Origin of the sequence: Actinomadura kijaniata, assembly GCF_014138665.1 — a bacterium.
In the GTDB taxonomy this organism is placed as follows: domain Bacteria; phylum Actinomycetota; class Actinomycetes; order Streptosporangiales; family Streptosporangiaceae; genus Spirillospora; species Spirillospora kijaniata.
In genome coordinates this window covers 192810-205699 of the sequence record NZ_JACJIA010000002.1, presented here as the reverse complement: position 1 = coordinate 205699, position 12890 = coordinate 192810, and the positions used below count along the sequence as shown (strand labels likewise).

The following is a 12890-nucleotide window of genomic DNA, read 5'->3' as shown; positions in this document are numbered from 1 at the left end:
CCATGACCGGGAGCTCTCCGGCCACCGCATCACGCCCTGAATTGGATTTGACGGCTGCCCGTTACTCACTGTTGCGACGATTTGCGGCGAAGCCGGGGCATCATGGCATCTCCTCCCGAGTGAGGACGGCGCACCCGGCCGTGCGGGCACAAGCGTGCGACGGGCCGGAGCGCCGAGGCGGCAGGTCCCGCAGCCCCCCTGGACGGAGTGCCATGCAAGCTGGAGAACCAAGCCCCCCGCGCCCGGCCCGTCCCGCGCCCCGGGCAGGAGCCACCCCGCAGCACGCCCTCGCCCAGCCCGCCATCCCGCAACCCAAGCCCACCATCCGCAACGTCGCCGAACGCGCCGGGGTCTCCAAGTCGCTGGTCTCCCTGGTCATGCGAGGCTCCCCGCATGTCAGCGAACGCCGCCGCCAGGCGGTGCTCCAGGCCGCGCGCGAACTCGGCTACCGGCCCAACGCCGTCGCCCGCAGCCTGGTCGAGGGCCGCACCCGCCTGATCGGGGCGATCGTCGCGGACCTGCACAACCCCTACTTCGCCGAGTTCCTGGACGGCCTCCAGGAGTCGCTGCACGGGGCCGGGCTGCGGATGCTGGTCGGCAGCGGCCGCTGGGACCCGATGTTCGAGGCCGAGGCGGTCGAGGCGTTCCTGGAGATGCGGGTGGACGGCCTCGTGCTGCTGAGCGTCGTGCCCGACTCCCTGAAGGAGGCGGTCGCCAGCGTCCCGGTGGTGGTCGTCGGCGAACGCGACGTGCAGGACGTCGACATCGTCGTGGACGACGACGAGCTCGGCGGCGGCCTGGCCGTCGACCACCTGGTGTCGCTGGGGCACCGGCGCATCGCGCACATCGAGGGCGCGCGGTCCACCACCGCCCGCTACCGCCGCGCCGGGTACGAGAAGGCCATGGAACGGCACGGCCTCGCCGCCGAGGTCCTGGTCGAGGCGGGCGACTTCACCGAGGAGGGCGGCTACCGGGCGGCGGGCGCGCTGCTGCGCCGCGACCCCCGCCCCACCGCGATCTTCGCGCCGAACGACCTGGCCGCCACCGGCGCGCTGTCGGCGGCCGACGAGCTGGGCCTGCGGGTGCCGCAGGACGTGTCGATCGTCGGGTACGACAACACGCACCTGGCGGCGATCCGCCACATCTCGCTGACCAGCGTGGACCAGCCGCGCCGGGAGATGGGGCGGGCGGCGGCCGAGCTGCTGACCGCGCGGATCGGCGATCCGGCGCGCCCGGCCCGGCAGAACCTCGTGGTCCCGCACCTGGTGGTGCGCTCCAGCACCGGCCCCGTCCCCGCGTAGGGGCGGCGGCAGGTCGATCAACTCCCCGAACGGGTGTCGGACGGGTAAGGGGCTGGCCAAGCCCGCCGCAATCATCGCGCGGCCGGGCGGCCGCGGCGGGTTAATGGACTCACCGTTCGGCGGGTCGGGGGAACCCCGTCCGGCGCGGCCTCGGGGGAGACCGTGCCCGGGCCGGGGACTCCGCCGAGTGGACACGGGAAGGATCATGTTCACCCAGGGGGGTCAGTCCGTGCGTGATCCGGAATTGGTGTCGTGCGCGCAGCGCGCGGCGAGTGAGTTGGAGCGCGCGTGGGCCGAGTGGCGCCACGCGCGGGGACTGGCCGAGCAGGTCTCCGAGTCCGTCGCCAGCTACGTGGCCCACTCGATCGACCATCCGTGGGGACGGCCCCGCGTGGTGCTGGGCCTGGACGCGGACGAGGCGCGCGCCCTGGCGGCGCTGCTCGGCCGGGAGGACCCGCTCCGCTGAGGCGGGAGGGGAACGAGGGGACGGCCGTGACCGTGCGACCGCAAGGGGAGCGCGCGGTCGCGGCCGTCCGGGTTCCGGGGCGGGCCCTTCCCGCGGCCCGTTTCGCGAAGTCCGTTTGACGAACCCCGGTGGGTGTGCAGACTGGCAAGGTCGATAACGAACTTGTCACGAAGGGAACGGGCCTGTGCGCAACCACCGCCGCGCCCCACTGACCGTGGGTCTGGCGTTCGCCGCCCTGGGCGCGTTGACCGCCTGCGGAGGCGGCCCGTTCGACCAGGGCGACGATCCGCAGGGCAAGTCGGCCCAGCCGCCCCGCGCCACCGGCCGGTCCGCGCCGGCCGCCGGGACCGGCGACGCGCCGGGCCGCGACGACGGGGCGCTGCGGGGCAGGACGATCGTGCTGGACCCCGGCCACAACGGCGGCAACGCCCGCAACCCCGCCGCCATCAACCGGCAGGTCGACATCGGCAACGGCCGCAAGGAGTGCGACACCACCGGCACCGAGACGAGGGCCGGGTATCCCGAGCACGCCTTCACCTGGGACGTCTCCAAGCGGCTGGAGAGGCTGCTGAAGGAGCGGGGCGCGAAGGTCGTCCTGACCCGCCCGGACGACAACGGCGTGGGGCCCTGCATCAACGAGCGCGCCGAGATCGGCAACCGCGCCGGCGCCGACGCCGCGCTGTCCATCCACGCCGACGGCGCGTCCGCGTCCTCGCACGGGTTCCACATCATCGAGCCGGTCGCGGTGAAGGGCTTCAACGCCAGGGCGGTGCCCGCGTCGCAGCGGCTCGGGCGGGCCATCCGCGACGGCTACCGCGAGGGCACCGGGGTCCCCTACTCCAACTACCGGGGCACCGAGGCGCTCGACCCGCGCGACGACCTCGGCGGGCTGAACCTGTCGCGCGTCCCCAAGGTGTTCATCGAGTGCGGCAACATGAAGCACGCCGGTGACGCCGCCAAGCTGTCCAGCGCCCGGTTCCGCCAGAAGATCGCCGAGTCGCTGCTGGACGGGTTGCGGCGCTACTTCTCCTGACGGCCCCGCTTCTCCCGACGACACACGACCGGTGAGCGGCCCGGCCGGACCGGCGGAGGCGGCAGGATTGGCGGGTGTCCGATCATGTTGACGTTCTGAGCCGGGTCCGCGCCGCGTTCGAGGGGGCGGGCTACACCGTCGAGGGGGTGCGCGGGCTGCTCGGCCCGGTCGCGGGCGGGGCGCTGGCCCGCGACGAGATCGTGCCCGCGCTGCGCGCGACCGGCGGCGGGTCGCCGCTGGAGGCCCTGGCCCGGCTGTTCTGGATCCAGGTCCCGGTGCCGGTGGCCGCGTTGCAGGAGGCCGCGCCGGACCTGGTGGCGGCGGGCCTCGCCGCGGAGTCGGGCGGCGAGCTGCGGGCGCTGCTGCACGTGGAGCCGCTGGAGTCGGTCACCGGGACGGGCCACGTCGGTTACGCCGTCTCGGATCTGAAGGCCCGGCCCGGCGCGGCCACCCCGCTGCGGCCCGACCACGTCGTCGGCGTCGGCGGCGCGTCGGGGAGCCTGGCCCGGCTGGTCGTCCACAGGCCTGTGGACAACGTTCTCGACGTCGGGACGGGCTGCGGCGTGCAGGCGCTGCACCTCGCCGACCCGGCCGTCCGCCCCCGCCCGGCGGCCATCACCGCCACCGACGTGAACCCGCGCGCGCTGCGGCTCGCGGCGCTGAGCTTCGCCCTGTCCGGGCTCGACGGCGCGGAACTGCTGGAGGGCTCCCTCCTGGAGCCGGTCCGGGGCCGCCGCTTCGACCTGATCGTGTCGAACCCGCCGTTCGTGGTGGCTCCGTCCGGTGGCTCCCGGTACGTGTACCGCGAGTCGGGGATGCCGGGCGACGAGTTCTGCCGCCGGATGGTCGTCGAGGCCCCCCGGATGCTCGCTGACCAGGGGCATTGCCAGCTTCTCGCCAACTGGCTGCACACCCGCGACACGCCGTGGGAGGAGCGCGTCGGGGCCTGGGCGGAGGAGTCCGGCTGCGAGGCGTGGATCGTCCAGCGTGACGTCCAGGACCCCGCCGAGTACGCCGAGCTGTGGCTGCGGGACTCGGTCGAGACGGGCACCCCGGAGTACCTGCGCCGTTACGATGAGTGGCTGGAGCTGTTCGAGGAGCAGGGCGTCACGGGCGTCGGATTCGGCTGGATCACCCTCCGCCGGACGGGCGCCGCGAACCCCGCGATCCGCGTCGAGGATCTGCGGCACGGCGTCGACCAGCCGGTCGGCGCGTATGTGGATCACGTGCTCGACGGGCTGGCCGCCGCCGGGGAGTTTTCCACAGCCTGTGCACAGGGGGACGCGTTCGGCGCGGCGCTGCTGCGCGTCGCCGCCGGGATCGTCCAGGAACAGGTCGGCGCGCCCGGCGCGGAGGACCCCGAACGCATCCTGCTCCGCCAGACCGGACGGCTCCGGCGCGTCGCGGGCGTGCACACGGTCGAGGCCGCGCTCGCCGGGGTGCTGGACGGCACCCTGCCGCCCGGCCCGCTGCTGGCGGCGATCGCCCAGCTGATGGAGCTGGACGAGGACCAGGTCCGCGCGCACGCCGCCGCGGTGCTGCCCGAACTGGTCGCCGACGGCTTCTTCGAGGTCATCGCGGGCTGACGACATGTGCCATCGCCCGGCCCAGAGCGGCCCGCCGGGCGATCAGCACCGAGAACCCGACGGCCAGGTACACCGCCGACAGCGCCAGCCGCGCGTGCTGGTCGGGCAGGACGAACTGCACCGCGAACAGCCCGAACAGCACCGCGGCCTCCCAGCGCCGGAAGTACAGGTCGATCAGGAACGCCAGCCCCAGCACGGTCTGCGCGGCGGTCAGCAGCACCTCCTCGGTCTGCCGGCCGTCCAGCGGCAGCGACCACTCACCGCCGCCGATCCGGTAGGCCAGGGGCAGCGTCCCGATCAGCAGCGTCCACTGGTTGACCTTGCTGGACAGCAGCGCGCCGATCGCGTCGGAGTCGCGCAGCCGCCAGGCGAACACCACCGCCACGATCAGCTCCGGGGCCTCCGACGCCAGCGGCGCGAGCCACTGCACCAGCAGGAACTCGTCGACCCCGAGCGCCGCCCCGGCCTCCACCAGCGACTCGGCGAACGGCTCGGCCGCCGCGAACACCACCAGCGCCCCCAGCGCGAACCCGCCCCAGGTCACGGCCCGCCGCCGCGCGGTCGGCAGCCGCACCAGCTCCGCGGCGACCCCGACCAGCTCCTCCACGCCCTCCCCGTGCAGCCGGGAGATCCGCACGATGTACAGCACGTAGAGGCCGATCAGGAGGATCGAGACGTACCAGCCGATCTCGTTGGTCAGCGCGGGCACGAACGCCACCACGGCCGCCAGCGCCAGGAACCCCAGCTCGATCCGGTGGTCGCGCCCGAGCCGCACGTCCCGCCGCTCCACCGGGACGCCGTCCCGCGCGCGCCGCCGCGTCCCCAGCGTGAACGCCAGCACGACCAGCGCCCACCCGACGCCGACCAGCAGCCGGTTCGCGCCGGTCATGTTGGCGGCGGCGTAGGCGGCGTACTCGGGCCGGGACCCGGCGCGGTAGGCGTAGTAGAGGTCGACCGCGTACTCGGGCAGCACCGCGATCAGCGCCAGCAGGGCCAGCGCCAGCGCCCCCGACATGTCGGCCCGCGCCGTCTCGGCGGCCCACATGAGGATCACCGCGGCCGCGCACACGCCCGCCCCGAAGACCAGCATCGCGGCGACCGGAGCGAGGTGCGCCCCGGCCAGCCGCAGCACGACGGCGGGCGCGGCCACGACCAGCGCCGCGGCCACCCGGGTCGCCACCGTTCTCCGAGAGAGCGCCATAAGGGGCAGATCCCGCCGCGCGCCCCAACCGACACCCGCCGAAACGCAAAGATCACCAGCCCCGGCGCCCCGGAGGGCTCAGCCGCGCGCCTCCTCCAGCGTCCGGAACGCGCTGCCGCGCAGCCGCCGCGCCAGGTCCCGCTGCACCCGGTGCGCCCACAGCGGCCCGCCGTAGATCATCCCCGTGTAGCCCTGCACGAGCGTGGCCCCGGCGCGGACGCGCTCCCACACGTCGTCGGCGGTCTCGACGCCGCCGACGGAGACCAGCACGAGCCGGTCCCCGGCGCGCGCCCGCAGCCGCCGCAGGACCTCCAGCGACCGGTCCCGCAACGGCGCGCCCGACAGCCCCCCGGTCTCCTTGACCAGTTCGGCGGGGCTGCACAGCCCCTCGCGGGCGATCGTGGTGTTGGTGGCGATGATGCCGTCGAGGCCCAGCTCCAGGGCGAGGTCGGCGACGGCGTCGACGTCCTCGTCGGCCAGGTCCGGGGCGATCTTCACCAGCAGCGGCACCCGGCGCGGCGACACGCGGTCGGCGGCCTCCCGCACCGCCGCCAGCAGCGGCCGCAGGTGCTCCACGGCCTGGAGGTTCCGCAGGCCGGGGGTGTTGGGGGAGGAGACGTTCACCACCAGGTAGTCGGCGTGGCGGGCCAGCCGCTCGGTGCTCAGCACGTAGTCGCCGACGGCCTCCTGCTCGGGCACGACCTTGGTCTTGCCGATGTTGACGCCGACGATCACGCCGGACCCGCGCCGCTCCAGCCGCCGCGCGGCGTCCGCCGACCCGGAGTTGTTGAAGCCCATCCGGTTGATGACGGCCCGGTCGGCCCGCAGCCGGAACAGCCGGGGCTTCGGATTGCCCGGCTGGGGCTGCCCGGTCAGCGTCCCGATCTCGACGTGCCCGAACCCGAACGCGCCCAGCGCCTCGAACGCCACCGCGTCCTTGTCGAACCCGGCGGCCAGCCCGAGCGGCCCGGGGAACTCCAGCCCGAACGCCCGCACCCGCAGCGCCGGGTCGCGGGGCAGCAGCGCGCGCCGCAGCGCGGGCGCGGCCCCCGGGACGGCCTGCACCAGCCGCAGCCCGCGCATCGTCCAGTGGTGCGCGGTCTCCGCCGAGACCCGCGAAATGACCAGGGAGAACAGAAGTCGATACATCAACGCCGAGTATCCCAGACGCCCCCACCGGAAAACCGGTTGAGCCCCGTCGGGCGGCCACCTACCGTGGGCGGCATGTTGATCCACGCTCTGGCCGCCTGCGGGTGGCCGCTGCCGCAGCGCATCCACCGCGACCGCACCGGTCCGGGCCCGGCCGGAGCGTGATCGCCATCTGACGTCCGCTCCCACGGGCCGGGCCGGAGACGCCGAGATCCGAGACCCACCCGACATGAGGGAGCCCATCGTGGCCAGGAAGCACAACGGACTGCTGGGCGTCGGCGGCCAGCGCAAGAAGATCTCGCGCCGGGAGCTGCGCGGCGGCGGGGCCCGGCCGGGCGACGCCGCCGACCAGCAGGAGGCCAGGCGCGAACTCCTGCGGAGGATGCGGGAGCGCACCGCCCGCGACGAGCGCAAGTCCTGACCCATCCGACACCGAAGGCCCGGCTCCGCGACCACGGCCGGGCCTTCGGCCTGTTCCGGACCGGAGAGGTCGGCCGCCGCGGCGCCGCCGGGGCCCGTCAGGCCCGGCCGAACATCTGCCGGACCTGGGCGCGCACCTCGCGGCCGGTGTCGCGGGCGACGCCGCGGCACCAGCGCAGCGGCTCGCTGACCAGGACGCGCCACGTCGCCGCGGTCCCGCGCCACACCGGGCGCAGCACCGCGTCCCGGACCCAGCGGCCCGGGGCCACCAGCAGCGTCCGCCACACCCAGCGCAGCCCGCGCCCCACGATCCGCCACGCCCACGCGAAACCCAGCCACAGCGGGCGCAGCAGATAGCGCCACACCGCCGTCGCGGGCAGCACGAGCAGCACCCTGGCCAGCCAGTACAGCACCGTGCCTGTGGTCCGCCACGACCAGGCGAGGGCGGCGGCGAACGCGTGCCAGCAGACCGCCAGGAACCGGCCGGTGGTCCGGCCCATCCGGCCCAGCCCCCGGAACAGCGGGGCGAGCGCGTACCGCCACAGCGCCGTCGCGGGCACGACGACCAGGACGTTCAGCAGCCAGTCGGCGGCGGCGGCGATGATCCGCCCGGCCCCGCCGAGCAGCCATCCGATCCCCGTCAGGAGCGCGGCCAGCGGCCGGACCAGCACGGCGTTCAGCACGCGGCCGAGCGGGACGAGGAGGTTCCGCCAGATCCAGCGGCCCAGCCTGCCCGAGCCCCGCCCGAACAGCCTCAGCGCGCCCCACAGCACGGTGACCAGCAGCCACCGCAGCGGAACGACCACCGTCCGGTCCCACACCCAGGCGATCCCGCGCCCGCACCAGGACAGGCCCGCCCCCACGCCCCGGCCGAGCCACGCGAGGAACCCCCCGACCGGGCGCAGCGCGCGGGCGTGGAGCCAGCGTCCGGCCCGTGCCAGCAGCCGTCCCGCCGTCCGGCCCAGCCACAGCGGCGACCGCACGACCGCCCGCAGCGCCTCCCAGGCCAGCCGGACCGGCACGACCACCAGCAGCGCCACGACGCGCGCCGGGACCATCACCCAGGGGGAGCCGCTCGGCCGGGCGGGTTCCGCGTGCGGTCCCGAGGGCTTCTCCAGGGTCACCGGAGCCCGCTCCCGCACCGTCACGTCCCGCCTCCCGCCGCCGCGTCCGTCCCTGTGAGACGTCCGGCCGGTCGCGGAGGTTCCGCCGGGGGGCGGGTTGAACCCGCCGCCCCGCGGGCCCCGTACTGCCCGTCGATCCGAGAGAGCGGTGCGGCCGCTCCCCCTCGATCGACGAACCGACACGGAGGAGACGACATGCACATCCCACGTTGGGCGATCCCCGCGGCGGCCGCCCTGACCGCGACCGGGGTGCTGGTCACCGCCTGCGGGCAGCAACAGGACACCGGACGGCAGACCAATACCTCGGCCGGGCTCAAGCAGGACCCGGCCGCCCCGCGGCAGGACGCGGGCTCCGAGCCCGTCGCGGCGACGACCGCGCTGGAGGTGGCGAGCGTCGGCAAGCTCGGGAAGGTCGTCACCGACGGCGAGGGCCGCACCCTCTACCGCTTCGACAAGGACACCGCCCGCCCGTCCGCCTCCTCCTGCGAGGACGCGTGCGCCAAGGCGTGGCCGCCGGTGATGGTCGGCAAGGCGGAGCCGAAGGTCGACGGCGTCGACCAGAACCTGGTCGGCAAGGTCAGGCGTCCCGACGGGCAGTGGCAGGTGACGCTCGGCGGCTGGCCGCTGTACCGCTACGCCAAGGACGCCAGCCCCGGCGACGTCAAGGGGCAGGGCGTGAACGGCACCTGGTTCGCCGCCGCCCCCAACGGCAAGAAGGCCGCCGCCAAGAAGGCGGAGCAGCAGAACGAGGGCGGGGGCGAGCAGCGCCAGGGTGGCGAGCGGCAGCAGGGCGGCGAGCAGGACGGCGAGCAGGGCGGCAACGGCGGCTGGGCCGGCTGGACCACCATCAAGGTCCGCCGGGACCCCCGGCTCGGCATGATCGTGACGGACGGCAAGGGCCGCACGATGTACCGCTTCGACAAGGACCGGCCGCGCGTGAGCAACTGCTTCGGCGACTGCCGCGCCAAGTGGCCGATCGTCCGCTTCAACGGCTTCAAGAAGCTCAAGGTCGAGGGCGTGGACCGCAGCCTGGTGAGCTTCATCGAGCGCAAGGACGGCAAGCCCGGCGAGTGCCAGCTGCTCATCAACGGCTGGCCCATGTACTACTTCGCCAAGGACGCCGAGGCGGGCGACACCAAGGGCCAGGCCGTCCAGAACGTCTGGTGGGTCGTCTCCCCGCAGGGCAAGAAGATCACCACGGCCCCCGGCGGCCAGGGCGGGGGCGACGGCTACGGGGGTTACTGACCGGCCCTCCTCCCCGAGCGGCGTGCCGCCCCTCCCCGTCCCGCGACGGGACGGCACGCCGCTCCCTTATTTTCGGTCACCCCTTGATCATGTTTCGGGCGTGACTGTTGTGACCGATGGGTTTCTTCTTTCGCACCGTGCACAAAACGTGTCTCGACAGCCCAAAGGACCGATGTTCTGATGGAGATCGGTCCCGCCACGCATGCGGCCCGGAGCAGACCGTACCCGCAGGTGGTGGGAGGTTTCGGGAGGGCCCATGGTCGAGGGAGCGAGGAAGGGCGGGCGGCGCGGACCCGCCTGGCGGGCGGCCCGTGCCACGGCGGCACTGGCCCTGCTGGCCAGCGGACTGGCGGCGTGCGGCGGAGGCGGCGGCGTCCCCACGCTGACCTGGTACACCAACCCCGACTCCGGCGGGCAGGCCAAGCTCGCGGCCAAGTGCACCCAGGCGGCGGGCGGCAGGTACCGCATCCAGACCTCGGTGCTGCCCAACGACGCCACCCAGCAGCGCGAGCAGCTCGTCCGGCGGCTGGCCGCCAAGGACTCCGGCCTCGACATCATGAGCCTGGACCCGGTGTTCGTCGCCGAGGCCGCCAACGCCGGCTTCCTGCGCCCGTTCGGCGAGCAGGAGAAGGGCCAGTTCGTCCAGGACGTCTTCCAGCCCGCCGTCGAGAACTCCACCTGGGAGGGCCGGCTCTACGCCGCCCCGTTCTGGGCCAACACGCAGCTCCTCTGGTACCGCAAGTCCGCCGCGCGGAAGGCGGGCGTCGACCCGAACGCGCCCGACTTCACCTGGGACAAGATGATCGACGCCGCCGTCCGCTCGGGCGTCACCGTCGGCGCGCAGGGCAACAAGTACGAGGGCTACATGGTGTGGGTCAACGCCCTGGTCGCCTCGGCGGGCGGACGCATCATCAGCAGCGCCGAGAAGGGCGACGACGCCACCATCGAGATCGACTCCCCGGCGGGCCGGGAGGCGGCGCGCGTCATCGGCAAGCTCGCCCGGTCCCGGGCGGCCAGCCCGTCGCTGTCCACCGACATCGAGGAGCAGGCGCGCTCGCTGTTCAACGCCCCCAACGGCGGCTTCATGGTCAACTGGGGCTACATCTGGCGGGCCGAGAACGGCGACGCCAAGGACGGCGTGATCGACAAGAGCATCCCCGCCGACATCGGCTGGGCCCGCTACCCGAAGGTCCGCGCCGACCAGCCCAGCCAGCCCCCGTTCGGCGGGATCGAGCTGGGGATCGGCGCGTTCAGCAAGCACCCGGCCCTCGCGGTGGACGCGGTCAAGTGCATCACCTCCACCGAGAACATGAAGTTCTACATGATCGACTCGGGGAACCCGGCGGCCCGCCGCGCCGTCTACGACGACCCCGAGATCAACAAAGAGTTCCCGATGGCCAAGCTGATCCGCGAGTCCATCGACGCGGCCGCCCCCCGGCCCATCACCCCGTACTACGGCGACGTGTCGGGCGCGATCCAGAGTCGCTGGCACCCGCCCGCCTCGGTGAACCCCGAGAGCACGCCGCGCCGTTCCGCCGACTTCGTCCGCCAGGTCCTGCGCGACCAGGCGCTGCTGTGAGGGCAGGTGCACCATGAGCGTCGGACTCGAAACCGCCCCCGCGCCCCGCGCCCGCACCGGACGCGCCAAGATCACCGACCGGAGCCGGGCCGAACGCCGCCTCGGCCTGCTGCTGTCGGCCCCCGCCGTGATCGTCATGCTGCTGGTGACGGGCTACCCGCTGTTCAACGCGGTGTACCTGTCGCTGTTCAGCTACCGGCTCACCGCCCCCGACGACCGCCGCTTCGTCGGTCTCGGCAACTACGCCACCGCGCTGTCGGACGGCCTGTTCTGGCAGAACGTCTTCACCACCTTCCTCATCACCCTGATCACCGTCGCGGTCGAGCTGGTGATCGGGTTCGCGCTGGCGATGGTGATGCACCGGGCGATCTTCGCCCGCCGCACCCTGCGCACCTCGATCCTGCTGCCCTACGGCATCGTCACCGTCATCTCGGCGTTCGCCTGGCGGTACGCGTTCGACCTGCAGTCGGGGTTCGTCAACCCCTGGTTCGGCCTCGGCGACTTCGCCTGGTTCTCCGACCGCTGGGCCGCGCTGTTCGTGATCATCCTGTCGGAGATCTGGAAGACCACGCCGTTCATCGCGCTGCTGCTGCTGGCCGGGCTGGCGCAGGTGCCGCGCGACCTCACCGAGGCCGCCACCGTGGACGGCGCCACCGCCTGGCAGCGGCTGTGGCGGGTCATCCTGCCCAACATGAAGGCCGCGATCATGGTGGCGGTGCTGTTCCGCACCCTGGACGCCTGGCGGCTGTTCGACAACGTCTTCGTCATGACGCGTGGCCAGGAGGACACGGCCACGCTGTCGTTCCTGACCTACCAGCAGACCATCACCCGGACCGCGATCGGTCTGGGCAACGCCGTCGGGGTGCTGCTGTTCCTGTCCGTGGTGATCATCGCCGCGATCTTCATCAAGGGGTTCCGGGTGGACCTGTCCCAGGTGAGGGGTGACCGCTGATGCGCGAGTCGGGCCGTTCCCGGGTGCTGTGGATCATCGCCACGGCCCTGATCCTGATCTGGACGGTCTTCCCGATCCTGTGGATCGTGATGCTGTCCTTCAAGCAGCCGGGCGAGATCGGCAACGCCCCCAAGTTCTTCCCCCGGGACTGGACGTGGGAGAACTACCGCACGGTCTTCTCCACGGACCTGTTCACCTCGGCACTGATCAACTCGATCGGCATCTCGCTGATCGCCACGTTCGTCGGGGTGGTGTTCGCGACCCTGGTCGCCTACGCCATCGCCCGCCTCGACTTCCCCGGCAAGAAGATCATCCTGTCGTTCGCGCTGGCCATCGCGATGTTCCCGGTGGTGTCGCTGGTCGGGCCGCTGTTCAACCTGTGGCGCGACATCGGCCTGTACGACACCTGGCCGGGCCTGATCATCCCCTACATCTCGTTCGCGCTGCCGCTGGCGATCTGGACCCTGTCGGCCTTCTTCCGGGAGATCCCCTGGGAGATGGAGCAGGCCGCGCAGGTGGACGGGGCGACGACCTGGCAGGCGTTCCGCAAGGTGATCGTTCCGCTGGCGGCGCCCGGCGTGTTCACCGCCGCGATCCTGACGTTCTTCTTCTGCTGGAACGACTTCGTGTTCGGGATCTCGCTGACCTCCACCGGCAACGCCCGGCCGGTCCCGGCCGCGCTGGCGTTCTTCACCGGGGAGTCGCAGTTCGAGCAGCCCACCACCGCGATCTGCGCCGCCGCCGTGGTGGTGACGATCCCCGTCGTGGTCATCGTGCTGCTGTTCCAGCGCCGCATCGTGGCCGGGCTGACGTCCGGCGCCGTCAAGGGATAAA

12 protein-coding genes are annotated in these 12890 nt (G+C 73.3%); 9 read left to right on the top strand and 3 right to left on the bottom strand.

The features are described 5' to 3' along the window. Positions 1-212: 212 nt before the first annotated feature. From HNR61_RS08090 to HNR61_RS08075, 4 genes are all read left to right on the top strand, one after another. Positions 213-1301 carry a LacI family DNA-binding transcriptional regulator gene (locus HNR61_RS08090; protein ID WP_182842501.1) on the top strand — a complete coding sequence of 363 codons (1089 nt, stop codon included), beginning with the start codon at positions 213-215 and terminating at the stop codon, positions 1299-1301. 229 nt (positions 1302-1530) lie between these two features. Next, positions 1531-1767, top strand: coding sequence for a hypothetical protein (locus HNR61_RS08085; RefSeq protein ID WP_067827200.1), 237 nt, complete (start codon positions 1531-1533; stop codon positions 1765-1767). Between the two features lie 184 nt (positions 1768-1951). Continuing rightward, positions 1952-2800, top strand: coding sequence for an N-acetylmuramoyl-L-alanine amidase (locus tag HNR61_RS08080; protein WP_312897810.1), 849 nt, complete (start codon positions 1952-1954; stop codon positions 2798-2800). Between the two features lie 74 nt (positions 2801-2874). Then, positions 2875-4386, top strand: a complete 1512-nt coding sequence (locus HNR61_RS08075) for a DUF7059 domain-containing protein (RefSeq protein WP_182842500.1) — start codon at positions 2875-2877, stop codon at positions 4384-4386. On the opposite strand, the gene HNR61_RS08070 is transcribed toward HNR61_RS08075, so the two are convergent. Further along, positions 4373-5566 (bottom strand): calcium:cation antiporter family protein, encoded by a 1194-nt coding sequence (locus tag HNR61_RS08070; protein WP_312897809.1) that lies wholly within the window; start codon positions 5564-5566, stop codon positions 4373-4375. The genes HNR61_RS08075 and HNR61_RS08070 overlap by 14 nt on opposite strands. 99 nt (positions 5567-5665) lie before the next feature. Beyond that, positions 5666-6736, bottom strand: coding sequence for a quinone-dependent dihydroorotate dehydrogenase (locus HNR61_RS08065; RefSeq protein WP_182842498.1), 1071 nt, complete (start codon positions 6734-6736; stop codon positions 5666-5668). A 244-nt stretch (positions 6737-6980) separates the two neighbouring features. On the opposite strand from HNR61_RS08065, the gene HNR61_RS08060 reads away from it, so the two are divergent. Further along, the gene (locus HNR61_RS08060) at positions 6981-7157 is read left to right on the top strand and encodes a DUF6243 family protein (RefSeq protein ID WP_182842497.1); all 177 of its coding nucleotides are present in this window, start codon (positions 6981-6983) and stop codon (positions 7155-7157) included. A 97-nt stretch (positions 7158-7254) separates the two neighbouring features. Here HNR61_RS08060 and HNR61_RS08055 read toward each other — a convergent pair whose 3' ends face one another. After that, on the bottom strand, positions 7255-8304 hold the full coding sequence (locus HNR61_RS08055) for a hypothetical protein (protein WP_182842496.1): 1050 nt from the start codon (positions 8302-8304) through the stop codon (positions 7255-7257). Positions 8305-8475: 171 nt separating this feature from the next. Between HNR61_RS08055 and HNR61_RS08050 the strand changes: the two genes are divergently transcribed. The 4 genes from HNR61_RS08050 to HNR61_RS08035 all read left to right on the top strand — a co-directional run bounded on the left by HNR61_RS08050 (position 8476) and on the right by HNR61_RS08035 (position 12889). Beyond that, a complete protein-coding gene (locus HNR61_RS08050) occupies positions 8476-9525 on the top strand; it encodes a hypothetical protein (protein WP_182842495.1) in 1050 nt (349 codons plus the stop codon). Between the two features lie 256 nt (positions 9526-9781). Further along, positions 9782-11104 (top strand): extracellular solute-binding protein, encoded by a 1323-nt coding sequence (locus HNR61_RS08045; RefSeq protein WP_182842494.1) that lies wholly within the window; start codon positions 9782-9784, stop codon positions 11102-11104. Positions 11105-11117: 13 nt separating this feature from the next. Continuing rightward, positions 11118-12056: a carbohydrate ABC transporter permease gene (locus HNR61_RS08040; protein ID WP_182842493.1), complete on the top strand. Its 939-nt coding sequence runs from the start codon at positions 11118-11120 to the stop codon at positions 12054-12056. Continuing rightward, positions 12056-12889 (top strand): carbohydrate ABC transporter permease, encoded by an 834-nt coding sequence (locus HNR61_RS08035; protein ID WP_182842492.1) that lies wholly within the window; start codon positions 12056-12058, stop codon positions 12887-12889. Before HNR61_RS08040 ends, HNR61_RS08035 begins: the two co-directional genes overlap by 1 nt. Position 12890: the final 1 nt, after the last annotated feature.